General features: G+C 65.0%; 30 protein-coding genes, 1 tRNA gene and 1 pseudogene. 3 read left to right on the top strand and 29 right to left on the bottom strand.

Annotated features, from left to right (window positions below; translation table 11 throughout):
* Together G3O00_RS25165 and G3O00_RS25160 are read left to right on the top strand one after the other, a co-directional pair.
* Positions 1-306, top strand: a 306-nt coding sequence (locus G3O00_RS25165; protein ID WP_206144625.1) for a hypothetical protein, incomplete at its 5' end; no start/stop codon positions are given.
* A 16-nt stretch (positions 307-322) separates the two neighbouring features.
* Positions 323-1,024, top strand: coding sequence for a hypothetical protein (locus G3O00_RS25160; protein WP_206144624.1), 702 nt, complete (start codon positions 323-325; stop codon positions 1,022-1,024).
* A 206-nt stretch (positions 1,025-1,230) separates the two neighbouring features.
* Here the strand turns inward: G3O00_RS25160 and G3O00_RS25155 are convergent.
* From G3O00_RS25155 to G3O00_RS25125, 7 genes are all read right to left on the bottom strand, one after another.
* Positions 1,231-1,306 (bottom strand) — tRNA-Thr (locus tag G3O00_RS25155).
* A gap of 18 nt (positions 1,307-1,324) precedes the next feature.
* Positions 1,325-1,852, bottom strand: a complete 528-nt coding sequence (locus tag G3O00_RS25150; protein WP_206144623.1) for a ClpXP protease specificity-enhancing factor — start codon at positions 1,850-1,852, stop codon at positions 1,325-1,327.
* Between the two features lie 71 nt (positions 1,853-1,923).
* The gene (locus G3O00_RS25145) at positions 1,924-2,535 is read right to left on the bottom strand and encodes a glutathione S-transferase N-terminal domain-containing protein (RefSeq protein WP_006400565.1); all 612 of its coding nucleotides are present in this window, start codon (positions 2,533-2,535) and stop codon (positions 1,924-1,926) included.
* A gap of 92 nt (positions 2,536-2,627) precedes the next feature.
* A complete protein-coding gene (locus G3O00_RS25140; RefSeq protein ID WP_011350743.1) occupies positions 2,628-3,386 on the bottom strand; it encodes a cytochrome c1 in 759 nt (252 codons plus the stop codon).
* 21 nt (positions 3,387-3,407) lie between these two features.
* Positions 3,408-4,790 (bottom strand): cytochrome bc complex cytochrome b subunit, encoded by a 1,383-nt coding sequence (locus G3O00_RS25135; protein ID WP_174952895.1) that lies wholly within the window; start codon positions 4,788-4,790, stop codon positions 3,408-3,410.
* Positions 4,787-5,407 (bottom strand): ubiquinol-cytochrome c reductase iron-sulfur subunit, encoded by a 621-nt coding sequence (petA, locus tag G3O00_RS25130; protein ID WP_011350741.1) that lies wholly within the window; start codon positions 5,405-5,407, stop codon positions 4,787-4,789. Before petA ends, G3O00_RS25135 begins: the two co-directional genes overlap by 4 nt.
* A 218-nt stretch (positions 5,408-5,625) precedes the next feature.
* Complete coding sequence (locus G3O00_RS25125; RefSeq protein WP_011350740.1) at positions 5,626-6,372, bottom strand: Nif3-like dinuclear metal center hexameric protein; 747 nt, start codon at positions 6,370-6,372, stop codon at positions 5,626-5,628.
* A gap of 21 nt (positions 6,373-6,393) precedes the next feature.
* Here G3O00_RS25125 and G3O00_RS25120 point away from each other — a divergent pair, with 21 nt between their 5' ends.
* Positions 6,394-7,599 (top strand): Do family serine endopeptidase, encoded by a 1,206-nt coding sequence (locus G3O00_RS25120; RefSeq protein ID WP_011350739.1) that lies wholly within the window; start codon positions 6,394-6,396, stop codon positions 7,597-7,599.
* A 206-nt stretch (positions 7,600-7,805) separates the two neighbouring features.
* Here the strand turns inward: G3O00_RS25120 and tatC are convergent, their stop codons facing one another.
* From tatC to G3O00_RS43495, 22 genes and pseudogenes are all read right to left on the bottom strand, one after another.
* Positions 7,806-8,594, bottom strand: a complete 789-nt coding sequence (gene tatC / locus G3O00_RS25115) for a twin-arginine translocase subunit TatC (RefSeq protein ID WP_060373222.1) — start codon at positions 8,592-8,594, stop codon at positions 7,806-7,808.
* A 41-nt stretch (positions 8,595-8,635) separates the two neighbouring features.
* Entirely contained in the window at positions 8,636-9,166 is a 531-nt protein-coding gene (gene tatB, locus G3O00_RS25110; protein WP_206144622.1) for a Sec-independent protein translocase protein TatB, read from the bottom strand.
* A 26-nt stretch (positions 9,167-9,192) separates the two neighbouring features.
* On the bottom strand, positions 9,193-9,423 hold the full coding sequence (tatA, locus tag G3O00_RS25105; RefSeq protein WP_011350736.1) for a Sec-independent protein translocase subunit TatA: 231 nt from the start codon (positions 9,421-9,423) through the stop codon (positions 9,193-9,195).
* Between the two features lie 93 nt (positions 9,424-9,516).
* Positions 9,517-9,882, bottom strand: a complete 366-nt coding sequence (locus G3O00_RS25100; RefSeq protein WP_046544797.1) for a histidine triad nucleotide-binding protein — start codon at positions 9,880-9,882, stop codon at positions 9,517-9,519.
* Positions 9,883-9,913: 31 nt separating this feature from the next.
* Positions 9,914-10,306: a membrane protein gene (locus G3O00_RS25095; RefSeq protein ID WP_011350734.1), complete on the bottom strand. Its 393-nt coding sequence runs from the start codon at positions 10,304-10,306 to the stop codon at positions 9,914-9,916.
* 69 nt (positions 10,307-10,375) lie between these two features.
* The gene (locus G3O00_RS25090; protein ID WP_206144621.1) at positions 10,376-10,741 is read right to left on the bottom strand and encodes a phosphoribosyl-ATP diphosphatase; all 366 of its coding nucleotides are present in this window, start codon (positions 10,739-10,741) and stop codon (positions 10,376-10,378) included.
* Entirely contained in the window at positions 10,738-11,154 is a 417-nt protein-coding gene (gene hisI / locus G3O00_RS25085; protein WP_011350733.1) for a phosphoribosyl-AMP cyclohydrolase, read from the bottom strand. Before hisI ends, G3O00_RS25090 begins: the two co-directional genes overlap by 4 nt.
* A complete protein-coding gene (hisF, locus tag G3O00_RS25080; RefSeq protein WP_011350732.1) occupies positions 11,154-11,927 on the bottom strand; it encodes an imidazole glycerol phosphate synthase subunit HisF in 774 nt (257 codons plus the stop codon). Before hisF ends, hisI begins: the two co-directional genes overlap by 1 nt.
* A gap of 107 nt (positions 11,928-12,034) precedes the next feature.
* Entirely contained in the window at positions 12,035-12,790 is a 756-nt protein-coding gene (gene hisA / locus G3O00_RS25075) for a 1-(5-phosphoribosyl)-5-[(5-phosphoribosylamino)methylideneamino]imidazole-4-carboxamide isomerase (protein ID WP_011350731.1), read from the bottom strand.
* 163 nt (positions 12,791-12,953) lie between these two features.
* Positions 12,954-13,595: an imidazole glycerol phosphate synthase subunit HisH gene (hisH, locus tag G3O00_RS25070; RefSeq protein WP_011350730.1), complete on the bottom strand. Its 642-nt coding sequence runs from the start codon at positions 13,593-13,595 to the stop codon at positions 12,954-12,956.
* Positions 13,592-14,212 carry a YchE family NAAT transporter gene (locus G3O00_RS25065; protein ID WP_011350729.1) on the bottom strand — a complete coding sequence of 207 codons (621 nt, stop codon included), beginning with the start codon at positions 14,210-14,212 and terminating at the stop codon, positions 13,592-13,594. Before G3O00_RS25065 ends, hisH begins: the two co-directional genes overlap by 4 nt.
* Positions 14,213-14,278: 66 nt before the next feature.
* Positions 14,279-14,866: an imidazoleglycerol-phosphate dehydratase HisB gene (gene hisB / locus G3O00_RS25060; RefSeq protein ID WP_011350728.1), complete on the bottom strand. Its 588-nt coding sequence runs from the start codon at positions 14,864-14,866 to the stop codon at positions 14,279-14,281.
* Between the two features lie 65 nt (positions 14,867-14,931).
* Entirely contained in the window at positions 14,932-16,005 is a 1,074-nt protein-coding gene (hisC, locus tag G3O00_RS25055) for a histidinol-phosphate transaminase (protein ID WP_206144620.1), read from the bottom strand.
* 144 nt (positions 16,006-16,149) lie between these two features.
* Complete coding sequence (gene hisD / locus G3O00_RS25050) at positions 16,150-17,466, bottom strand: histidinol dehydrogenase (RefSeq protein WP_174935022.1); 1,317 nt, start codon at positions 17,464-17,466, stop codon at positions 16,150-16,152.
* A 24-nt stretch (positions 17,467-17,490) separates the two neighbouring features.
* Entirely contained in the window at positions 17,491-18,144 is a 654-nt protein-coding gene (gene hisG, locus G3O00_RS25045; protein ID WP_011350725.1) for an ATP phosphoribosyltransferase, read from the bottom strand.
* The gene (murA, locus tag G3O00_RS25040; protein WP_041492724.1) at positions 18,141-19,490 is read right to left on the bottom strand and encodes a UDP-N-acetylglucosamine 1-carboxyvinyltransferase; all 1,350 of its coding nucleotides are present in this window, start codon (positions 19,488-19,490) and stop codon (positions 18,141-18,143) included. Before murA ends, hisG begins: the two co-directional genes overlap by 4 nt.
* Before the next feature lie 14 nt (positions 19,491-19,504).
* Positions 19,505-19,744, bottom strand: coding sequence for a BolA family protein (locus G3O00_RS25035; RefSeq protein ID WP_006477131.1), 240 nt, complete (start codon positions 19,742-19,744; stop codon positions 19,505-19,507).
* A gap of 56 nt (positions 19,745-19,800) precedes the next feature.
* Positions 19,801-20,556: an ABC transporter permease gene (locus G3O00_RS25030; RefSeq protein WP_011350723.1), complete on the bottom strand. Its 756-nt coding sequence runs from the start codon at positions 20,554-20,556 to the stop codon at positions 19,801-19,803.
* Positions 20,553-21,479: an ABC transporter ATP-binding protein gene (locus G3O00_RS25025; RefSeq protein ID WP_011350722.1), complete on the bottom strand. Its 927-nt coding sequence runs from the start codon at positions 21,477-21,479 to the stop codon at positions 20,553-20,555. Before G3O00_RS25025 ends, G3O00_RS25030 begins: the two co-directional genes overlap by 4 nt.
* Before the next feature lie 192 nt (positions 21,480-21,671).
* Entirely contained in the window at positions 21,672-21,947 is a 276-nt protein-coding gene (locus tag G3O00_RS25020; protein WP_011350721.1) for an STAS domain-containing protein, read from the bottom strand.
* Positions 21,944-22,573: an ABC transporter substrate-binding protein gene (locus G3O00_RS25015; RefSeq protein ID WP_041492999.1), complete on the bottom strand. Its 630-nt coding sequence runs from the start codon at positions 22,571-22,573 to the stop codon at positions 21,944-21,946. Before G3O00_RS25015 ends, G3O00_RS25020 begins: the two co-directional genes overlap by 4 nt.
* A 111-nt stretch (positions 22,574-22,684) precedes the next feature.
* Positions 22,685-22,839, bottom strand: a pseudogene (locus tag G3O00_RS43495) (VacJ family lipoprotein); the annotation flags it as partial.

The raw sequence follows: 22,839 nt of genomic DNA, 5'->3' as shown, positions 1-22,839 counted from the left end.
ATAGGGCCGGCGTTTTTCATCGCGCGTATGCGGCGCGTGATCGCTGCCGATCACGTCGACCACGCCATTGCGAACGGCCTGCCACAGCGCATCCTGATGATGTCGTTCACGTACCGGCGGATTCATCAGCGCGACAAGGTGCGCGCCACTCGGGCTGAATCAGACGGTGCCTACGACGTGTCCAACAACAGCTGCATGACGCACGTGATGGACGTGCTCAACGCCGGGGGAGCCGACGTTCCGGCGAAAGGCAAGCGTGCATGGGCATTCCTCAACCGACATGGCGTCGGCCCACGTGTAAGGTAACCGGAGGTAACGACAGATGATGTCTCCAACGTTGTGCGCCAGGCACGGCGTGCGCCCATTCACCGTAGCGGCGAAGCGCATCGGCGACCGAATTCGCGAGCGCGGACGATTCGAGCCCGATGAATTGGTGCGGGTATCGCTGGATCGGCCCAAGCGCAGCCACGTCGTATGGATGACGCGCGCGGATCTGGACGAGCATGCGGTAACCGCCAACCATGTCGACGGCGTCGCGCATGTCACCGAGCTGCGAAAGTTCGCGTTGCTCGACCGGGCATGCGAGCATGTTTGCCCGGATTGCCTAGACGAACTGCTCGTACGTTCGGGCGAACAACCGCACTCGCCGACGCCCGTATCACGCGCGTTCGACACGGCGATCGTCGCAGACAATGCGACGTTGGACGGTCCGCTAGTCAAATGTGACATCCACGGGATTGCGGTCGGTTCGCGCACATCGCCAGCCATGGCAGCGTTGATCGATCGGCGTGATGCGGCGCCGCACGGTCGGCTAATCAATGTAGTCGTGACTTCACCGAAAGCAGAAAACAAATTCTGGTTCGACGAAGCCTTCCTTCTTCGTGTGCTGGGACCGGATATCGATCTTGCTACTGGCATCTATCGAATGGAATCGGGCGAGCGCAGCCTCCACCTGCTCGAAAGCGGGAAGTCGGTATGCAAGCACTGCCTGAAAGACTGGCTTCGTCGCAACGACATCGCTTAGCGATACACCGCTCCTGACAGGCGACACCGTCGTCCCGATTGGAAATCCTACGGCACGAAGTCGTGAAAGAGATTCCGCACGGCTTGTGTCAGAACATGCGATGCGCCGAAGCGGGTTCGCCACGCGACCCGCGCCGGGTTTGTTGCCTTATGGGACAGAAACGACAAAGGGCCGGGAGGCAAAACCTCCCGGCCCTTCGTTCAATGTGGTGCCGGCTGCAGGACTCGAACCCGCCACCTGATGATTACAAATCAACTGCTCTACCAGATGAGCTAAGCCGGCGTAGCGCGAGATTCTACCTCATTTCACGATCTTGAGGCGAGGTCTGCTGCCACCTTTTGAACCGTCGCCATCGCCGTCGGTTTTCGGCGGCTCATCGGCGCCTTCGGAGGGCTCCTCGTTCGCGCCGCTGTCGGCCACCGGCGTCAACGCAACAGGCGATTCGTCGCGCTGCGCATCATCCGCCTGCGCCGCATCTTCGTCGAACGCACCCGAATCCGCACCTTCGCCCGCGACCGCATCGACCTGGAACGCCATGCCCTGCCCGTTCTCGCGCGCATAGATCGCGAGCACGTTGGCAACCGGAATCTCGATCTTGTGCGCCTTCCCGGAGAACCGGGCCGTGAACTCGATCCACTCGTTGCCCATCTGCAACTGGCTCGTCGCCTCGAAGCTGATGTTGAGCACGATCTCGCCGTCACGCACGAACTGACGCGGCACGCGCGTCGAGTTGTCGACCCTCACCGCGATATGCGGCGTGTAACCGTTATCGGTGCACCACTCGTACAGCGCGCGCAGCAGATAAGGCTTCGTTGAAATCTCTTGCATCACAATCCTCGAACCCGGAGCGGGGGCGCGGCACGCCGCGCCGCCCTCTCCGTCATGCACTCATTGCACCATCAACGACGCATGACCTTTTCGGACGGCGTCAGTGCTTCGATGTAGGCCGGACGGCTGAAGATCCGCTCGGCGTACTTCATCAGCGGCGCAGCGTTCTTCGACAGCTCGATGCCGTAGTGATCCAGACGCCACAGCAGCGGCGCGATCGCGACGTCGAGCATCGAGAATTCCTCGCCGAGCATGTACTTGTTCTTCACGAAGATCGGCGCGAGCTGCGTCAGGCGATCGCGGATCGCGAGGCGTGCCTTCTCGTGGTTCTTCTCTGCTGCCTTGCCCTTCTCGTTCTCGAGCGTGCTGACGTGGACGAACAGTTCCTTCTCGAAGTTGAGCAGGAACAGGCGTGCACGTGCGCGCTGCACGGGGTCGGCCGGCATCAGTTGCGGATGCGGGAAGCGCTCGTCGATGTACTCGTTGATGATGTTCGATTCGTACAGGATCAGGTCGCGCTCGACCAGAATCGGCACCTGACCGTACGGGTTCATCACCGAAATGTCTTCCGGCTTGTTGAACAGGTCGACGTCACGGATTTCGAAGTCCATGCCCTTCTCGAACAGCACCAGCCGGCAACGCTGGGAGAACGGGCAAGTTGTGCCGGAATACAGAACCATCATGTTTGCGTTTCCTCAAAAAAGCCGAGGGCCGGCACGCGGCGAACCCCTTCCGGGGTTCCACCTTGCGCCGGCCCCACGCCGGTCAGGCGTGATTACTTGATATCTTTCCAGTACGCGGCATTGAGCCGCCAGGCCAGGAAAGTCAGGACACCGAGAAAGATCAGCACCCATACGCCGAGGCGTTTGCGGGTCTGCTGAGCCGGCTCGGACATCCAGGTCATGTACGCCACCAGGTCGGCAACCGCAGAATCATAATCCACCGCGGACAATGTCCCCGGTGTGACCTGCTGGAAGCCGACGAGCGTATGGGCCTTCTCGCCCGTCTCCTCGTCCGTCTTGTCTTCGAATTTGGCGGTGCGCTGCCCCTGCAGCTGCCACAGTACATGGGGCATGCCGACGTTCTCGAACACCGCGTTGTTCCAGCCGCTTGGCCGCGTATCGTCGCGGTAGAAACTCCGCAGATACGTATACAGCCAGTCGCGGCCGCGCGCGCGCTCCTCGACCGACAGGTCGGGCGGCGAGGTGCCGAGCCAGTTCTTCGCGTCTTCGGGCCGCATCGCGACGGACATCGTGTTGCCGACCTTGTCGGTCGTGAACAGGAGATTCTTTTCGATCTCCTTCTGGGATATGCCCAGATCCGTCAGACGGTTGTAGCGCATCAGGTTCGCGCTGTGGCAGTTCAGGCAATAGTTTACAAACAATTGCGCGCCGTGCTGAAGCGAAACGAGATTTTCCGTGTTATCGGGCGCCCGGTCGAGCGGAAAATTACCTTCCGCCCGAACCGCCGGCGCCACCAGCAGCGCGCACGCGGTCGCCCCGATCAGCGCGAGTGTCGAAAGCAGTTTCTTCATGTCGTTCTCTCCTCGCTCACGTTAATGGGGCTTGAAGCGCACCCGCTCCGGCGGCTGCTTGAACGTGCCAAGCGGCGTCCAGACGGGCATGCCGAGGAAGAACGCGAAGTAGATCAGCGCACAGGCCTGCGCAATCAGTGTCGAGGCCGGCGATGGCGGCCGCGTGCCGAGGAACCCGAGGGTCAGGAACGCCACGACGAAGATCCCGAGGAACACCTTGTGGAACAGCGGCCGGTAGCGGATCGACTTCACCGGGCTGCGGTCGAGCCACGGCAGGAAGAACAGCGTGATCACCGCCGAACCCATCACGACGACACCCCAGAACTTCGACTCCGTCAGGTACATGAACACGACGATCGCCGCGGCCAGCACCGGCAGGCCGATCTTCCACTTGCCGCGCGCGCGGATCAGCGCGAGCACGCCGAGCAGCACGATCACGATCATCAGCACGATCTTGAACGGGTCGGTGGTCGCGCGCAGCATCGCGTAGAACGCGGTGAAGTACCAGACCGGCGCGATCTCGGGCGGCGTCTGCAGCGGGTTCGCCGGGACGAAGTTGTTCGCCTCGAGGAAGTAGCCACCCATCTCCGGCGAGAAGAACACGATCAGCGCGAACACCATCAGGAACCCGCACACGCCGAGGAAATCGTGCACCGAGTAGTACGGGTGGAACGGGATGCCGTCGAGCGGAACGCCGTTCTCGTCCTTCTTCGCCTTGATCTCGATGCCGTCCGGGTTGTTCGACCCCACTTCGTGCAGCGCGACGAGGTGCGCGATCACGAGGCCGACCAGCACGAGCGGAATCGCGATCACATGGAATGCGAAGAAGCGGTTCAGCGTGACGTCCGACACGACGTAGTCGCCGCGAATCCACAGCGACAGGTCGGGGCCGACGAACGGGATTGCCGAGAACAGGTTCACGATCACCTGCGCGCCCCAGAACGACATCTGGCCCCACGGCAGCAGGTAGCCGAAGAACGCCTCGGCCATCAGGCACAGGAAGATCGCGCAGCCGAAGATCCACACGAGTTCGCGCGGCTTGCGGTACGACCCGTAAAGCAGCCCGCGGAACATGTGCAGGTAGACGACGACGAAGAACATCGACGCGCCCGTGGAGTGCATGTAGCGGATCAGCCAGCCCCACGGCACCTCGCGCATGATGTACTCGACCGACGCGAACGCGAGCGTCGAGTCGGGCTTGTAGTTCATCGTCAGGAAGATGCCCGTGACGATCTGGTTGACGAGCACCAGCAGCGCGAGGGAGCCGAAGAAGTACCAGAAGTTGAAGTTCTTCGGCGCGTAGTACTCGGAAACGTGCTTCTTCCAGGTGGACGTGAGCGGGAAGCGCTGATCGATCCAGCCGGTGAGACCTGTCGTGGAGACTTCCTTGTTGTCGGCCATCACGCTTCTCCTTTCTCGTCCTTGCCGATCACGAGGGTCGTTGCCGACGTGAACATGTAGGGCGGGATGTCGAGATTCTGAGGCGCCGGTTTGTTCTTGAACACACGGCCGGCGAGGTCGTAGGTCGAACCATGGCACGGGCAGAGGAAACCGCCCGGCCAGTCGTCCGGCAGGTTCGGCTGCGGACCCGGCGTGAAGCGTTGGCTTGGCGTGCAGCCGAGGTGCGTACACACGGCCATCACGACGAGAATGTTCTTGCGATCGGCCCGCGAGCGATATTCGTTCGCGCAATACGCCGGCAGCGGCATCGTGTAGGGCTTTTCGGTGGTCGGATCGGCCACTTCCTTGTCGGCCTTGACCACGTCGGCCAGCATCGCATCGGTGCGGTTCAGGATCCACACCGGCTTGCCGCGCCACGGCACGGTCACCATTTCACCGGGCTTCAGCCCGCTGATGTCGACTTCGACCGGTGCACCGGCCGCTTTCGCTTTCGCGGACGGCGCAAGCGACGCCGCGAAAGGTATGACGGTGGCTACGCCTCCCACGCCACCTGCTACGGATGTCGCAATCAGCCAGGTACGGCGGCCGCTGTCGACGCGTTTCTCTTCCTTGTCTCGCATCACACGCCCCACTTCTGAGTTGGATTTTCCGTCACGACTTTCCATTCCGCCGCTAGTTTGCTCGAATGGAGCCGCCATTTACAAGGCCCGGAGATGAAAATCCCTTCGAAGTGATTGATAGTTAAGGGTTTTCCCCCACTATCGGAGCGATTAAATCATTTCACTTTTAAGCATCCGCTACATTGCGAAATTTCGATGCGCTGCCGCAAATCCGGCATTCAGACCGGGTTATGGATATCGATAAAAAGGTGTTCGATATCGAATTCTTCGGACAAGTGGGCGCCAAGTGCCTGGATTCCGTAGCGCTCGGTCGCATGGTGCCCTGCCGCAACGAACGCGACGCCGCTCTCGGCGGCCGTGTGCGTCACGTATTCGGACACCTCGCCGGTCAGGAACACATCCGCCCCGGCGTCGATCGCCGCGTCGAAATAGCTTTGCGCGGCGCCCGTGCACCACGCGATGCGGCGCAGCTGCATGTCCAGATCGCCGAGCACGAGTGGCGTGCGGCCGAGCGTGCGCTCGACCTTCGCGACGAAGTGCTCGAGCGTGACGGGCATCGGCAGCGTTGCCATCCAGCCGAGGTCGCCTTCGCCGAAACGCTGCTCGCCGATCAGCCCGAGCCGCTCGCCGAGCTGCGCGTTGTTGCCGTATTCGGGATGCGCGTCGAGCGGCAGGTGGAACGCGAACAGGTTCAGGTCGTTCGCGAGCAGCAGCTTCAGGCGCTGGTACTTGCGGCCCGTGATCTGCGGCGGCTCGTTGCGCCAGAAATAGCCGTGATGGACGAGCACGGCATCTGCCCCCCATTCGAGCGCGGCTTCGAGAAACGCGACCGACGCCGTCACGCCGGTGGCGATCTTCTCGATCTTGCGGCGCCCCTCGACCTGGAGGCCGTTCGGGCAATAGTCCTTGAAGCGCGCGGTTTCAAGGGTATTGTTCAAGTACAATTCAAGTTCGATCCGATCCATATAAACCTCTAATCCATTCAGATGCTTAGACGCTTCTGGCTGTTCTTCGCGCAGGCGGTTACCGTGCTGCTCGCGCTGATGTTCATCGTCGTGACGCTCAAGCCGCAATGGCTGCAACGGCAAGGACAGCTCGGCAAGCAGCTCGCCACGCCGATCGTTGCGCTGCGGGAAGTCGCGCCGGGCATCGGCGGTGCGCCGGCGACCACGTCGTACGCCGAAGCCGCGCAGAAGGCGATGCCGGCCGTCGTCAACGTCTTCTCCAGCAAGGACGGCTCGCTGCCACCCGACCCGCGCGCGAAAGATCCGCTGTTCCGCTACTTCTTCGGCGACCGCAACGCCCGCAAGCAGCAGGACGAACCGGCCGCCAACCTTGGCTCGGGCGTTATCGTGAGCCCTGAAGGTTACATTCTAACGAACCAGCACGTCGTGGACGGCGCCGACCAGATCGAAGTCGCGCTCGCCGACGGCCGCACGGCCACCGCGAAAGTGATCGGCAGCGATCCCGAAACCGATCTCGCCGTGCTGAAGATCAACATGACGAACCTGCCGACGATCACGCTCGGCCGCTCCGACCAGTCGCGGGTCGGCGACGTCGTGCTCGCGATCGGCAACCCGTTCGGCGTCGGCCAGACGGTCACGATGGGGATCATCAGCGCGCTCGGCCGCAACCACCTCGGCATCAATACGTTCGAGAACTTCATCCAGACCGACGCGCCGATCAACCCCGGCAACTCGGGCGGCGCGCTGGTCGACGTGAACGGCAACCTGCTCGGCATCAACACGGCGATCTACTCGCGCTCGGGCGGCTCGCTCGGCATCGGCTTCGCGATTCCCGTATCGACCGCGCGCACGGTGCTGGAAAGCATCATCACGTCCGGCTCGGTCACGCGCGGCTGGATCGGCGTCGAGCCGCAGGACGTCACGCCGGAGATCGCCGAGTCGTTCGGGCTGTCGCAGAAATCAGGCGCGATCGTCGCCGGCGTGCTGCAGGGCGGCCCGGCCGACAAGGCCGGCATCAAGCCGGGCGACATCCTGGTCTCGGTCAACGGCGACGAGATCACCGACACGACGAAGCTGCTGAACACCGTCGCGCAGATCAAGCCCGGTACGCCGACCAAGGTGCACGTCGTGCGCAAGGGCAAGGAGTTCGACGTGAACGTGGTGATCGGCAAGCGCCCGCCGCCGCCGAAGCAGGCGCTCGACGAGCAGGACAGCGATACCGAGTGACGTCAGGCGAGCGGCGCGCAGCCGCGTGCCGGACACCGTCGGAAATGAAAAAGGGCAGCCGGTTGGCTGCCCTTTTGCTTTGCGTCGAAAGTCTTGTTGCCGGGAAGATGGCCTCGCCACCCGCGCTCCGGCCGACTACGCGACCGGGTTTTGCTCAAGCCCGACGCCGGAAGCCAGAAGCCCGGCCGCCGCGCACCGCCCGGCCGTCAGCTGGCGGCTTCGCCGTTCTCCGCCTCGCCTTCCTCGGCGGGCTTCTTCGGCACGAAGAACCGCGCAGCCAGCAGCCCGATCTCGAACAGCACGATCAGCGGCAATGCAAGCATCAGTTGCGAGAACACGTCCGGCGGCGTGACGACCGCCGCGACGACGAACGCGCCGACGATCACGTACGGCCGCATCTCCTTCAGCTTCTTCAGCGACAGCACGCCCATCCGGACGAGCAGCACGACGACGATCGGCACCTCGAACGTGACCCCGAACGCGATGAACATCCCGAGCACGAAGCTCAGGTAGTTGTCGATGTCGGTGGTCATTTCCGCCCCGAGCGGCGCGTTGTAGTGCGCCATCACGCGGAAGATCGTCGGGAACACGAGGAAGTACGCGAACGCCATCCCGCACAGGAACAGGAAGTAGCTGCTGCCGACGAGCGGCGCGACGAGCTTCTTCTCGTGCTGGTACAGCCCCGGCGCGACGAACGCCCAGATCTGGTACAGCACGATCGGCAGCGCGATCACGAGCGCGACGAGCATCGTGACCTTCATCGGCACGAAGAACGAGCCGGTGACGTCGGTGACGATCATCTTGCCGTCCTTCGGCAGGTTCTCCATCAGCGGCCGCGCGAGCAGCCGGAAGATGTCGGGCGCCCAGTAGACGAGCCCGAGGAACACGACGATCACGGCCGCGCCCGCGCGAATGATGCGATCGCGAAGCTCGACGAGATGGGAAATGAAGGTTTCTTCCGGGGCGTCGCCCGGGTTCTGCTGGGGGTCGCTCACGCCGGCCCTCGGTAGGATTGACGAGCGAGCATGCGCTCGGCTCAGAAGAAGCGCGTCGGCCGGCGCAGGCTGGCCGGCTGGTGGCGCGCGACACGCGCGGCGCCCGACTGCACGTGCGTACGGCGGGTGGTCGCGCGCTTGTACCAGGCAGGCGCAGCCGCCTGCTTGACGCGCCAGTTGCGGCGCTTCGGCGCGAGCGCGGCCGTACTGCTGCGCCACGACGGCGCGGCGGGGGTGTCGGAACCGTATGAACCGGCGTCACCCGCTGCTTCGTTAAGACCGCCGACCGCGGAATGCCACGTGTCGTTCAGTTCCTTCTCGTGCTCACGCAGGTTGTCGTGAATCGTCGTTTCGACATTGCGCGCGGCCGACTCGAAATCGGTCTTCATCGTCCGCAGTGCGTCGAGTTCGATTTCGCGCGAGACCTCGGCCTTCACGTCGTTGATGTACCGCTGCGCACGGCCGAACAGCGCGCCTGCCGTACGCGCAACGCGCGGCAGGCGCTCGGGGCCGAGCACCACGAGCGCGACGACGCCGATCAGCGCCATCTTCGAAAGACCGAGATCCAGCATTGCGAATGCCTGTCAGCGTGCCGGCGTTACGCCTTGTTCGAGTCGGAACGCGTCGTTTCCTTCGCGTTGACGTCGACCGAGCCCGAGCGCGGCAGTTGCTGCGCGTCCGCCGGTGCTTCGCCTTCCTTCATGCCGTCCTTGAAACCCTTCACGGCGCTGCCGAGATCGTTGCCGATGTTGCGCAGCTTCTTCGTACCGAAAACCAGCGCGACGATCAGCAGCACGATCAGCCAGTGCCAAATGCTCAATCCACCCATGATGAAACCTCTCCTCAACCACACCGCTACGCGGCGTAAATCGCCGGCAACGCGCCGGCTTCGACTATCGATGCGGGGAAACGCCCCGCGCCGTCAACCCATCCGCTGCCAGGGGCGCGGGCCGGCCAGGATATGCGCGTGCAGGTGGTAGACCTCCTGCCCGCCGCCCGGGCCCGTATTGATCACCGTACGGAAACCGGTTTCGCCACCCGTATACGCGACGCCGAGCTGGCTGGCCAGACGCGAGACGAGCAGCATCAGCCGGCCGAGCATCGGCGCATCGGCGTCGCTCGCCGCCGACAACGTCGGCAGATGCTGGCGCGGAATCACGAGCACGTGCGTCTCGGCCGCCGGGCGGATGTCGCGGAACGCGACGAATTCGTCGTCCTCGTGCACCTTCGTGCTCGGGATCTCGCCTGCCGCGATCTTGCAGAACAGGCAATTCGGATCGTGACTCATGTTGCTCCTGCAGACGCCCGCCCGCGGCCGGTCAGAACCAGGCCTGCGGATCGAGCGGCTTGTTGTCGTTCAGGTACAGCCAACCCTTGATGATACGGTACAGCGTCCAGATCCATGTGACAAACATCACTGCGAATCCGATCACCACGAACATCAGCGCGAACCCGATCACGTACGCGATCAGCGCGCGCCAGAACGTGCGGATCTGCCACTCGAAGTGGGCCGCATACGGCGTGCCGGCCACATCGTCGCGCTTCACGTAGTTGATGATGATCGCGATGATGCCCGTGACGCCGCCCGTGAGCCAATGAAACGCATAGAGGCCGTAGAGCACGTGAGTCAGCGTGCGCAGCCCGTTCAGGCGCTCGGCATCCGCGGCCCCCGGCACCGACGGCGGCGGAAACTGGCTTGGCGTATCGGTCATGATGCTACCCTCGTTAGATGACAATTCTTACAGCTTAACGCACTGTGGCCATCCTGCGACAAGGGCCTGTCACCCGCCGTTTTCCTCGCGCTCGCGACGCTTGCGCAGCGCCTTCTCTTCGATACCCGACAGCCCTTCGCGGCGCTCGAGCTCGGTGATCACGTCGGCCGGGCTCAGGTCGAAATGCGACAGCATCACGAGGCAGTGGAACCACAGGTCGGCCACCTCGCCCACGAGCGCGGTCGGCGCGCCGCCCTGGCGCACGTCCTTCGCGGCCAGTACGACTTCCGTCGCCTCTTCGCCGATCTTCTTCAGCACCGCGTCGTCGCCCTTGTGGAACAGGCGCGATACGTACGATTGATCGGGATCGCCGCCCTTGCGGCTATCGATCACGGCCGCGAGGCGCAGCAGCGTGTCTTCGGTCGATTGCGTCATTTGTAGATGTGTTCGGGATCTTTCAGCACCGGTTCGACCGCGACCCAGTCGCCGTTGTCGACGGTGCCTTCGAATTTCTGGAAGAAGCACGAATGCCGGCCGGTGTGGCACGCGATGCCCGACACCTGCTCGACCTTCAGCAGCACGACGTCCTCGTCGCAGTCGAGCCGCACCTCGTGCACGTGCTGCACGTGGCCCGACTCCTCGCCCTTGAACCACAGGCGCTTGCGCGAGCGCGAATAGTAGACCGCACGCTGCGTCTCGATCGTCTTTGCCAGTGCCTCGCGGTTCATCCACGCGAACATCAGGACGTCGTTCGTCGACGCTTCCTGCGCGATCACCGGCACGAGGCCGTTGTCGTCCCAGCGGACCTTGTCGAGCCACGCGGGCAATGCATTCGTTTCCGTATTCATCACAGCCTCACCGGGATGCCCTGGTCGGCCATGAAGCGCTTCGCCTCGCCAACCGTGTGCTCGCCGTAGTGGAAGATACTCGCGGCCAGCACCGCGTCGGCGCGGCCGTCCTTGATGCCGTCGGCCAGGTGCTGCAGCGAGCCGACCCCGCCCGATGCGATCACCGGCACCGGCACTGCGTCCGACACGCCGCGCGTGAGCGCGAGGTCGAAGCCCGACTTGGTACCGTCGCGGTCCATGCTCGTGAGCAGGATCTCGCCTGCGCCGAGCTCGGCCATCTTGCGCGCCCATTCGATCGCGTCGAGGCCCGTGTTCTTGCGGCCGCCATGCGTGAAGACTTCCCAGCGCGGCGTCTCGCCGTCGGCCGACACGCGCTTCGCGTCGATCGCGACGACGATGCACTGCGAGCCGTACTTGTCGGCCGCGTCGCGCACGAGCTGCGGGTTCGCGACCGCCGACGAATTCATGCTGACCTTGTCCGCGCCCGCGTTCAGCAGGCGCCGCACGTCCTCGACGGCGCGCACGCCGCCGCCAACGGTCAGCGGAATGAAGACCTGCGACGCGACGGCTTCGATGATCGGCAGAATCAGGTCGCGCTGGTCGGACGTCGCGGTGATGTCGAGGAACGTCAGTTCGTCGGCGCCCTGATCGTCGTAGCGGCGGGCGATCTCTACGGGGTCGCCGGCGTCGCGCAGCTCGACGAAGTTGACGCCCTTGACGACACGCCCGGCAGTCACGTCCAGGCAGGGGATGATGCGTTTAGCTAGAGCCATGATGTTGCGCCAAATGCCGCGATGGGACGGCCGGTTACGGAAAGCCTCGCGCGAGGCTTCCGGTCGGGGCCGCCCGCAGGCAGCCCCGGCGAGCGGGACAACCGCGCTTACGCGTTGTCGAGTTCGCCGTTCAGTTCGTCCGCGCGCTTTTGCGCGGCCGCGAAATCGAGATCGCCGGAGTAGATCGCACGGCCGCAGATCACGCCTTCGACGCCCTGCTCTTCCACTTCGCACAGGTTCTCGATGTCCACGAGGTTCGACAGGCCGCCGCTGGCGATCACCGGGATGCCGACCGCCTGCGCGAGCTTCACGGTCGCCTCGATGTTGATGCCCTGCAGCATCCCGTCGCGGCCGATGTCCGTGTAGACGATCGATTCGACGCCGTAGTCCTCGAACTTCTGCGCGAGATCGATCACTTCGTGGCCGGTGAGCTTGCTCCAGCCGTCGGTCGCGACCTTGCCGTCCTTCGCGTCCAGCCCGACGATGATGCTGCCGGCGAACGCGGTGCACGCGTCCTGCAGGAAGCCCGGATCCTTCACGGCCGCCGTGCCGATGATCACGTAGGACAGGCCCGCGTCGAGATACTTCTCGATCGTCTCGAGGCTGCGGATGCCGCCGCCGAGCTGTACGGGGATTTCATCGCCGACTTCGTCGAGGATCGCTTCGATCGCCTCGAGATTCTTCGGCTTGCCGGCGAATGCGCCGTTCAGGTCGACGAGATGGAGCCGCCGGGCGCCGAGATCGACCCACTTGCGGGCCATCGCCGCCGGGTCCTCGGAGAAAATCGTAGCCTGGTCCATATCGCCCTGTTTGAGGCGCACACACTGACCGTCTTTGAGATCGATGGCCGGAATCAGCAACATAGCAATCGGGTATCGTCGTGGAAAAAGAAAAGAATCCGGCGCGTACCGGCCAATCCGGTACCGCGCCGTCTCGCTAGTTTAGTACAACTCTTTCGGCGCTTAGGCGCGCGAGCCCCATGCGACAGGCCTTTCCGGCCCGCCGACTGTGGCACGCACGCGACGTTCACGGCTTCCAGTGTACGAAGTTGCGATACAGACGCAACCCGACCTCCGCGCTTTTCTCGGGGTGGAATTGGGTCGCGAAGAGGTTATCCCGCGCGACCGCGGACGTAAACGGCGCGCCGTAAGCCGTTTCGCCCACCGTATGAGCCGGGTTGTCCGGCGTCACGTAATAGCTGTGCACAAAGTAGAAATACGCGTCGTCGGGCACGCCGTCCCACAGCGGGTGCGGCTGCGACTGGCGCACGCGGTTCCAGCCCATCTGCGGCACCTTGAAGCGCGAACCGTCGTCCTGCAGGCGGCCGTCGAGCTCGAAACGCACGACCTTGCCGGGCAACAGGCCGAGGCCCTTCGTGTCGCCTTCCGCGCTCCAGTCGAACAGCATCTGCTCGCCGACGCACACGCCGAGCAGCGGCTTCGTGCGCGACGCCTCGATCACGGCCTCCTGCAGGCCCGATTCGCCGAGGCTGCGCATGCAGTCGGGCATCGCGCCCTGGCCGGGCAGCACGACACGGTCGGCCGCGCGGATCGCGGCCGGCGTGTCGACGATCGCCACGTCGGCGGCCGGTTCGGCCTTCTTGAGCGCCTGCGCGACCGAGCGCAGGTTGCCCATCCCATAATCCACAATCGCAATCGAAGTTTTCATCTCAGTGCAGGCAGTAGCGCCCTCAGTCCATTGACGATGAATTCCACCGCCAGCGCCGACAGCATCAGACCCATCAGCCGCGTGGCGATGTTGATGCCCGTGCGGCCGATCCAGTTCGCGATCGGCTCGGCGAGCCGCATCGCGACGAAACACAGAAAAGCCAGGACCGCGCCGATCGCGACCAGCCCGGCCCGCTCATACCAGTGATGCGAGTTCGCCGCATAGATGATCACCGTGCTGATCGAGCCGGGGCCCGTGAGCAGCGGAATCGCCAGCGGCACGACCGCGATGTTGTCCTTCAGCTCGGCCTCGTGGCGCTCCTCCGGCGTCGATCGCGTGTTGCCGATCTGCGCGTTCAGCATGTTGATCGCCATCAGCAGCATGATGATCCCGCCGCCCACTTCGAGCGACCCGACCGAAATGCCGAAGAAGTTGATGATCTGCTGCCCGAGCAGCGTCGTCACCGTGATCACGCAGAACACCGACACCGACGCGATCCGGATCGTGCGCCGCCGCTCGGCATCCGTCTGCTGCGCCGTCAGGCTCAGGAAGAACGGCACCGCACCGACCGGGTTGATCAGCGCCAGCAGCGAAATGAACGATTTGAGCAGATCCATCGCAAGCCGGCGCCGTGCGCCGAAGCCGTGAGGTTGTCCTTGACGCTCCGTCCGGTCAGTTCAGGTTCAGAGACTGCCCTTCGTCGACGGGATCTGCCCCGCCGCACGCTCGTCCAGCTCCACCGCCGCGCGCAGTGCACGGCCAAAGGCCTTGAACACCGTTTCGAGCTGATGGTGCGCGTTGATCCCGCGCAGGTTGTCGATGTGCAGCGTGACGCCCGCGTGGTTCACGAAACCGCGGAAGAATTCGATCGACAGGTCGACGTCGAACGTGCCGATCCGCGCGCGCGTGAACGGCACGTGGAATTCGAGGCCCGGCCGGCCGGAGAAGTCGATCACGACGCGCGACAGCGCCTCGTCGAGCGGCACGTACGAATGGCCGTAGCGGCGGATGCCCTTGCGGTCGCCGATCGCCTTCGCGACGGCCTGCCCGAGCGTGATGCCGACATCCTCGACCGTGTGGTGGTCGTCGATGTGCGTATCGCCATGCGCTTCAACCTCGAGATCGACCAGACCGTGTCGAGCGATCTGGTCGAGCATATGGTCGAGGAACGGCACACCGGTAGCCAGCTTCTGCTGGCCCGTGCCGTCGAGATTGAGCTTCACACGGATCTGCGTTTCGCTGGTATTGCGAACGACTTCCGCCACACGCATGGCAATTCCTTGACTGAGTCGATGTAAATGGGGATTGATCGTTTCGCGCTGCGGCGCCCAGAGGCTCAACCGGGCAGCGCGAGTTTCAAAGCGGCCAGCAGGCGCGCGTTTTCGTCGGGAGAACCGACGGTCAGCCGCACGCATTCAGCCAGCAACGGATGCATTTTACTCACGTTTTTGACCAACACCCGCTCGGTGAGCAGCGCGTCGAACACGGCAGCCGCGTCCGGCACGCGCACCAGCAGGAAATTGCCGGCGCTCGGGAACACCGTCGTGCCCGGCAGCGCGGCCACTTCCTGTGCGAGACGCGTGCGTTCCGCACGCAGGTCGGCCGCCTGCGCGTCGAGCACGTCGAGGTGGTCGAGCAGGAAATCGGCGGTCGCCTGGGTCAGCACGTTGATGTTGTACGGCGGGCGCACCTTGTCGAATTCGGTCAGCCACGCGGGCGAACCGACCAGATAGCCGAGGCGGATGCCCGCGAGGCCGAGCTTCGACACCGTGCGCATCACGACGACGTTGTCGAATTCGGCGGCGCGCGGCAGCCACGAGCGCACGGCGAACGGCTGGTACGCCTCGTCGATCACGATCAGGCTGTGCCGCGCGGCCGCGACGATCCGTTCGATGTCGGCATCGTCGTACAACGTGCCGGTCGGGTTGTTCGGGTATGCGAGATAGACGATCGCCGGACGATGCTCGGCGATCGCCGCGAGCATCGCGTCGACGTCGAGCGTCAGGTCGGCCTTCAGCGGCACGCCGACGAATTCGAGCTGCGCGAGCTTCGCGGACAGTTCGTACATCACGAAGCCCGGCACCGGCGCGAGCACCTTCGCGCCCGGCTTCGCGCAGGCCATCGACATCATGCTGATGATTTCATCCGAGCCGTTGCCGAGCAGCACCTCGCAGTCGGCCGGCACCCCCATCGCGTGACGCAGCTTGTCGAGCAGCGCGGCCGGGCGCGGCGCCGGGTAGCGGTTCAGCGCGACCTGCGCAAGACGCTCACCGAGCGCCGCGGCGAGCGGTTCCGGCAGCGGGTACGGGTTCTCCATCGCGTCGAGTTTCACGAACCCGCTCGCGTCCGGCACCGGGTAGCTCGTCATCGCGAGCACGTCGCGGCGGATGATGTCTTGTGGCGTCGTCATGGTCTCAAGCCGGCGTGCGTCGCGCCGGCGTCAAATGATCGGCAAGGCGGCGGCTGCCGCCCTGCTCAGGTGTCTCCAGCCCCGGCCTTCGGGGGCAGGCCGGGCCGCACGTCAGCGCCGGCCGCGGCCCCGCGCAGCGGGTAGTCAGTGCTTCATCCGGAACTCGGCGCTCTTCGCGTGCGCCTGCAGCCCCTCGCCGTACGCGAGCTCGGATGCGATCTCGCCGAGCGTCTGCGCGCCTTCTGCGCTGACTTCGATCAGGCTCGAGCGCTTGATGAAGTCGTACACGCCGAGCGGCGACGAGAAACGCGCGGTGCGCGACGTCGGCAGCACGTGGTTCGGGCCCGCGCAGTAGTCGCCGAGGCTCTCGCTCGTGTAGCGGCCGAGGAAGATCGCGCCCGCATGGCGGATCTGCTGGCCCCATTGCTGCGGCTCCAGCGCGGAAATTTCCAGGTGCTCGGGCGCGATGTCGTTCGCGATCCGGCAGGCTTCGGCCATGTCGCGCACCTTGATCAGCGCGCCGCGGCCTTCGAGCGACGCGCGGATCACGTCCTGGCGCGGCATCGACGGCAGCAGCTCGTCGATCGCCTTTTCGACGCGCTCGAGGAACGCACCGTCCGGGCACAGCAGGATCGATTGCGCGAGTTCGTCGTGCTCGGCCTGCGAGAACAGGTCCATCGCGACCCAGTTCGGATCGGTCGTGCCGTCGCACAGCACGAGGATTTCCGACGGGCCGGCGATCATGTCGATGCCGACCGTGCCGAACACGCGGCGCTTCGCCGACGCGACGTACGCGTTGCCGGGGCCGCAGATCTTGTCGACGGCCGGCACCGTCGCCGTGCCGTAGGCGAGTGCACCGACCGCCTGCGCACCGCCGATCGTGAACACGCGATCGACGCCGCCGAGCAGCGCCGCGGCGAGCACGAGATCGTTCTTCACGCCGTCCGGCGTCGGCACGACCATCACGATCTCGCCGACGCCCGCGACGCGCGCGGGAATCGCGTTCATCAGCACCGACGACGGATACGCGGCCTTGCCGCCCGGCACGTACAGGCCGACGCGATCGAGCGGCGTGACCTTCTGGCCGAGCACCGTGCCGTCGCTTTCCGTGTACTGCCAGCTATGCGTACCGCACTCGATCTTCTGCTTCTCGTGGTACGCGCGCACGCGCGCGGCCGCCGCTTCCAGCGCCGCGCGCGCCTTCGGCGCGAGGCTGTCGAGCGCCGTCTGCAGCGCGTCCTGCGGCAGCTCCAGCGCGGCGATGCTGTTCGCGCTCAGTCGGTCGAAGCGGTTCGTGTATTCGAGCACCGCGGCGTCGCCGCGCGACTTCACGTCGGCGAGGATCTGCGCGACCGATTGCTCGATCGCCGCGTCTTCGCTCGCCTCGAATGCGAGCAGCGCGCGCAGCTCGGCGCCGAAGCCTGCGCTCGTCGAATCGAGCTTGCGGATGGTGATGGACATGGGAGTTCCGTTACGGTGATGCGCTCAACCGCCATTCTGCGACGCGCGTTCGAACGCGTCGAGGATCGGCTTGAGTGCCGTGCGCTTCAACTTCAGCGCAGCCTGGTTCACGACGAGGCGCGACGAGATCGCCATGATCTCCTCGACCTCGACCAGATTGTTCGCCTTCAGCGTGCCGCCCGAGCTGACCAGGTCGACGATCGCGTCGGCCAGCCCGACCAGCGGCGCGAGCTCCATCGAGCCGTACAGCTTGATCAGGTCGACGTGCACGCCCTTCGCGGCAAAGTGTTCGCGTGCGGTTTCGACGTACTTCGTCGCGACGCGCAGGCGCGCGCCCTGGCGCACGGCGCTCGCATAGTCGAAACCGGCCGACACGGCCACCGACATCCGGCAGCGCGCAATGTTCAGATCGATCGGCTGGTACAGGCCCGAGCCGCCATGCTCGACCAGCACGTCCTTGCCGGCCACGCCGAAGTCGGCCGCGCCGTATTCGACATAGGTCGGCACGTCGCTCGCGCGCACGATGATCACGCGCAGGTCGGGGTTCGTCGTCGGCAGGATCAGCTTGCGCGACGTTTCCGGATCCTCGGTGACCTGCACGCCGGCCGCGGCCAGCAACGGCAGGGTTTCCTCGAAAATCCGGCCCTTCGACAGGGCAAGGGTCAGCGGCGCGGTCATGCTTGGCTCCCGGAAAGGCGGCGCACGTTCGCGCCGACGGCGGTCAGTTTGGCTTCCATGCGGTCGTAGCCGCGGTCCAGGTGATAGATGCGGTCGACCAGCGTTTCGCCTTCGGCACGCAGCCCGGCGATCACGAGGCTCGCCGACGCACGCAGGTCGGTCGCCATCACGTTCGCGCCCGACAGCTTGTCCACACCCGTCACGAGCGCGGTGTTGCCGTCGATCGTGATGTTCGCGCCGAGCCGGTTCAGCTCCTGCACGTGCATGAAACGGTTCTCGAAAATGGTTTCGACGACCTGCGCGGTACCCGTCGCGACCGTATTGAGGGCCATGAACTGCGCCTGCATGTCGGTCGGGAACGCCGGGTATTCCGACGTACGGATCGTCACCGCCGACGGCCGGCGGTCCATCTTCACGCGCAGCCAGCTGTCGCCTTCCTCGATCGACACGCCGGCTTCGCGCAGCTTGTCGATCACCGCGTCGAGGATGTGCGGGCGCACGCCCGTCAGCCTCACGTCGCCGCCGGCCGCCGCGACCGCGCACAGGAACGTGCCGGCCTCGATGCGGTCGGGGATCACCGAATGGCGCGCGCCGTGCAGCCGCTCGACGCCCTGGATCACGAGGCGATCGGTGCCGATGCCGTCGATTTTCGCGCCCATCGCGACCAGCAAGTGTGCGAGATCGCTCACTTCCGGCTCGCGCGCGGCGTTTTCGATCACCGTCTCGCCGTCGGCCAGCGTCGCGGCCATCAGCAGGTTTTCCGTGCCCGTCACCGTGATCATGTCGGTCACGATGCGCGCGCCCTTCAGGCGCTTCGCGCGGGCTTCGATGAAGCCGTGCTCGATGCTGATCTCGGCGCCCATCGCCTGCAGGCCCTTGATGTGCTGGTCGACCGGACGCGCGCCGATCGCGCAGCCGCCCGGCAGCGACACCTTCGCCTCGCCGAAGCGTGCGAGCAGCGGCCCGAGCACGAGGATCGACGCGCGCATCGTCTTCACGAGCTCGTACGGCGCGACGAGGTTGTCGACGCGCGACGCGTCGAGCTGCACGCGGCAGCCGTCCGTCTCGCTCTTCACGCCCATCTGGTTCAGCACCTTCAGCGTGGTACGCACGTCCTTGAGATTCGGCACGTTGTCGAGATCGACCGGATCCCCGGTGAGCAGCCCCGCGCACAGGATCGGCAGCGCGGCATTCTTCGCGCCCGACACGACGATCTCGCCCGACAGGCGGTGGCCGCCTTCGATCACGAGCTTGTCCATCCCATGGCCATGCGATTCCCCGTTGGCGGCCGGGTGTGCCGTGGCGACGCTCTGGACCGCGTCGCGCTCGTTGACGGTGACTTGCACTCAGTGATTTCCGTTTATGCGTTCTGCCATTCGGCGGGCGTCAGCGTCTTCATGCTGAGCGCGTGAATTTCCTGCTTCATGCGATCGCCGAGCGCCGCGTAGACGAGCTGGTGCCGCTGGATCGGCCGCTTGCCTTCAAAGGCCGCCGACACGATCGTCGCGAAGAAATGCTGGCCGTCGCCTTCGACTTCCAGATGTGTACAGGCGAGACCGCCGGCGATGTATTGCTTGACCTGTTCGGGAGTCGGCAACATGGTGTAAGGCTCCTGTCGGCGCGCGCCGCCCGGATGGCGGCCGCTGCCTGTCGATATCAATGACGCAGTTTGTAGCCGGTCGCGAGCAGCCGCATCGCGATCAGCGCGAGCAGCACGAAGAAACCGGTGACGATCGCGAGGCTCGCGAACGGGTTGATGTCGGACGCGCCGAAGAACCCGAAACGGAAGCCGTCGATCATGTAGAAAAACGGATTGAGACGCGAGATCTCGCGCCACACGGGCGGCAGCGAGTGCGTCGAATAGAACACGCCGGACAGGAACGTCAGCGGCATGATCAGGAAGTTCTGGAACGCGGCGAGCTGGTCGAACTTCTCGGCCCAGATCCCGGCGATCAGGCCGAGCGTGCCGAGGATCGCCGAGCCGAGCAGCGCGAACGCAATGATGAACAGCGGCGCCGCGAAATGCATCGGGATAAACCAGATCGTCACGACGAACACGCCCGTGCCGACCGCGAGGCCGCGCACCACGGACGCGAGCACGTACGCGCCGAAGATGTCGCGATACGACAGCGGCGGCAGCAGCATGAACACGAGGTTGCCGGTGATCTTCGACTGGATCAGCGACGACGAGCTGTTCGCGAACGCGTTCTGCAGCACGCTCATCATCACGAGGCCCGGCACGAGAAAGCTCACGTACTCGACACCCGGATAGACCTCGACGCGGCCCGACAGCGCGTGGCCGAAAATCGTCAGATACAGCAGCGCCGTGACGATCGGTGCGCACACCGTCTGAAACGACACTTTCCAGAAACGCAGCAGTTCCTTGTAGAACAGCGTTTGAAACCCGCTCATGCCAATCCCTCGATGACGTCTGCCCCGTTCATCACCTGGACGAACACATCTTCGAGGTCGGCCTTGCGGACCTCGATCTCGTCGAACGTGCAGCCCGCCGCGCGGCATTGCGCGAGGATCCGCTCGACATCGTCGTAGCTCGTCAGGCGCAGCAGGTGCTCGCCCGGCGCGCGGGCGGCCGGGTCGGACTCCAGCCCGCGCAGCTCGGACGGCAGCGCGCCGGTTGCGAGGCGCAGGTAGAGCTGCAGCCCCGCGAAGCGGCGCAGCAGCGCGTCGGTGCGGTCGAGCGCAACCACTTCGCCACGGCGCAGCATCGCGATGCGGTCGCACAGCGACTCGGCTTCCTCGAGGTAATGGGTGGTCAGCACGATCGTGTGGCCTTCGCGGTTCAGGCGCGAGATGAATTTCCACAGCGTCTGGCGCAATTCGACGTCGACGCCGGCGGTCGGTTCGTCGAGCACGATCACGGGCGGCCGGTGCACGAGCGCCTGCGCGACCAGCACGCGGCGCTTCATCCCGCCCGACAGCGCGCGCATGTTCGCGTCGGCCTTCTCGGTGAGGTCGAGATTGGCCATCACTTCGTCGATCCAGTCGTCGTTGCGGCGCAGCCCGAAATAGCCGGACTGGATCCGCAGCGTCTCGCGGACGGTGAAGAACGGATCGAACACGAGTTCCTGCGGCACGACGCCGAGTGCGCGACGCGCGCCACGGAAGTCCTTGACGACGTCGTGACCACGCACCGAGATACTGCCTTCGTCGGCCCGGGCAAGCCCGGCGAGGATACTGATGAGCGTGGTCTTGCCTGCGCCGTTGGGGCCGAGCAGACCGAAAAACTCGCCTTCCTCGACCGACAGGCTGACGCCCTTGAGCGCCTGAAGCGATTTGTAGCGCTTCTTGACGTGACGGATTTCTATGGCTGACATGACTGTGCGCGACGCCAGGGCCGCGACGCCTATTCTGTGCTTGCTGCGAATGAAAATGGGGGCCGGACGCCGATTGGCTGCCCCGCAAAACGCTTGATTATAGGGCAAACCGGCTGGTGAAGCCGGTGCCGGAGGCACGCGGCCTGAAGCTTGCACGCGCCGGGCGGCGCGGCAGGCTCCGGTCGGACAGGGTCAATGTCGCCCGGTGCCTTCGATGAGCGCGTCGACGCCGTAGGCGTGCGCGAGGCTGGCGAGCTTCGGAGGAAGATTGAGGATGTCGAGGGTCGTGCCGCGCGCTTTGGCGGCACGTTGCCATGCGAGCAGCACGGCGAGCGCGGACGAGTCGAACTGCGTCAGCGCCGCGCAATCGACGGCGGTCGCGCCCGCGCCGATGCGCGCAAGACCGTCCGCGAGCGCGGACTTCGCGCTCGCGACGGTCAGCGAGGAGCCGGCTTCGAAGCCGCTCACGACGCTTGCTTGCCGGCGGCAAGTTGCTGGTTGCGCTGCGTGAGGAACTGGATCAGGCCGTCCACGCCGCTTTGCTGAATCTTCTCGTTGAACTGCTGCTGGTACGTCTGGATCAGCCACGCGCCGAGCACGTTCAGGTCATACACCTTCCAGCCGTTGGCCGACTTGTACAGGCGGTAATCGATCTGGACCGGCTGGCCGTTGTTCATCGCGACCGTCTTGACCACGACATCGGTATCGGCCGGATCGGCGCGGAACGGCGGGTACTGGATCTGCTGGTCCGGCTTCAGCTGCGCCAGCGCGCCCGAGTACGTGCGGATCAGCAGCAGCTTGAACTGCTCCTGAACCTGCTGCTGCTGCTCGGCCGTCGCGGTGCGCCAGTTGCGGCCCATCGCGAGCTGCGTGGTGCGGCGGAAATCGGTGTACGGCAGGATGTCCTTGTTGACGATCGTAATGATGCGATTGGTGTCGCCCTGCTTGATCGTCTGCTGCTTGACTTCGTCGAGCACCTGCTGCGTCGCCGTCTTGATCAGCGCTTGCGGGTTCGACTGGTCGACTTGCGCGTGGGCTGCGCTGCCGAACGAGAACAGCGCCGCGAAAACGGGGATCAGGAACAGTTTTTTCATCATAGTGACCTGCATGAATGAGTCGATGCGGAGGTTGGAGCAGGTAGCTTACGCGCAAGTTCGCGCACGCTACCGACTGAATCGTTTCCGGCTGTAACGAATGTAAATCCGTCAGTGCAGCCGGATGCTCGGGAAGCGGAACCCGCCCGGCGACGGCGGCGCCACCTGCATCGCCGGCACGTTCGTTTCGCTGGCCGGGTTCGGCGATTCGGCCGCGCCCGAAGCCGGTGCGGCCACTGCCGCGCCCGATGCACCCGCCGGCGCCA

Origin of the sequence: Burkholderia sp. Ac-20384, from assembly GCF_017104605.1 — a bacterium.
In the GTDB taxonomy this organism is placed as follows: domain Bacteria; phylum Pseudomonadota; class Gammaproteobacteria; order Burkholderiales; family Burkholderiaceae; genus Burkholderia; species Burkholderia lata.
The sequence above is the reverse complement of the archived record's forward strand: the minus strand, read 5'-3'. Positions and strand labels throughout refer to the sequence as shown.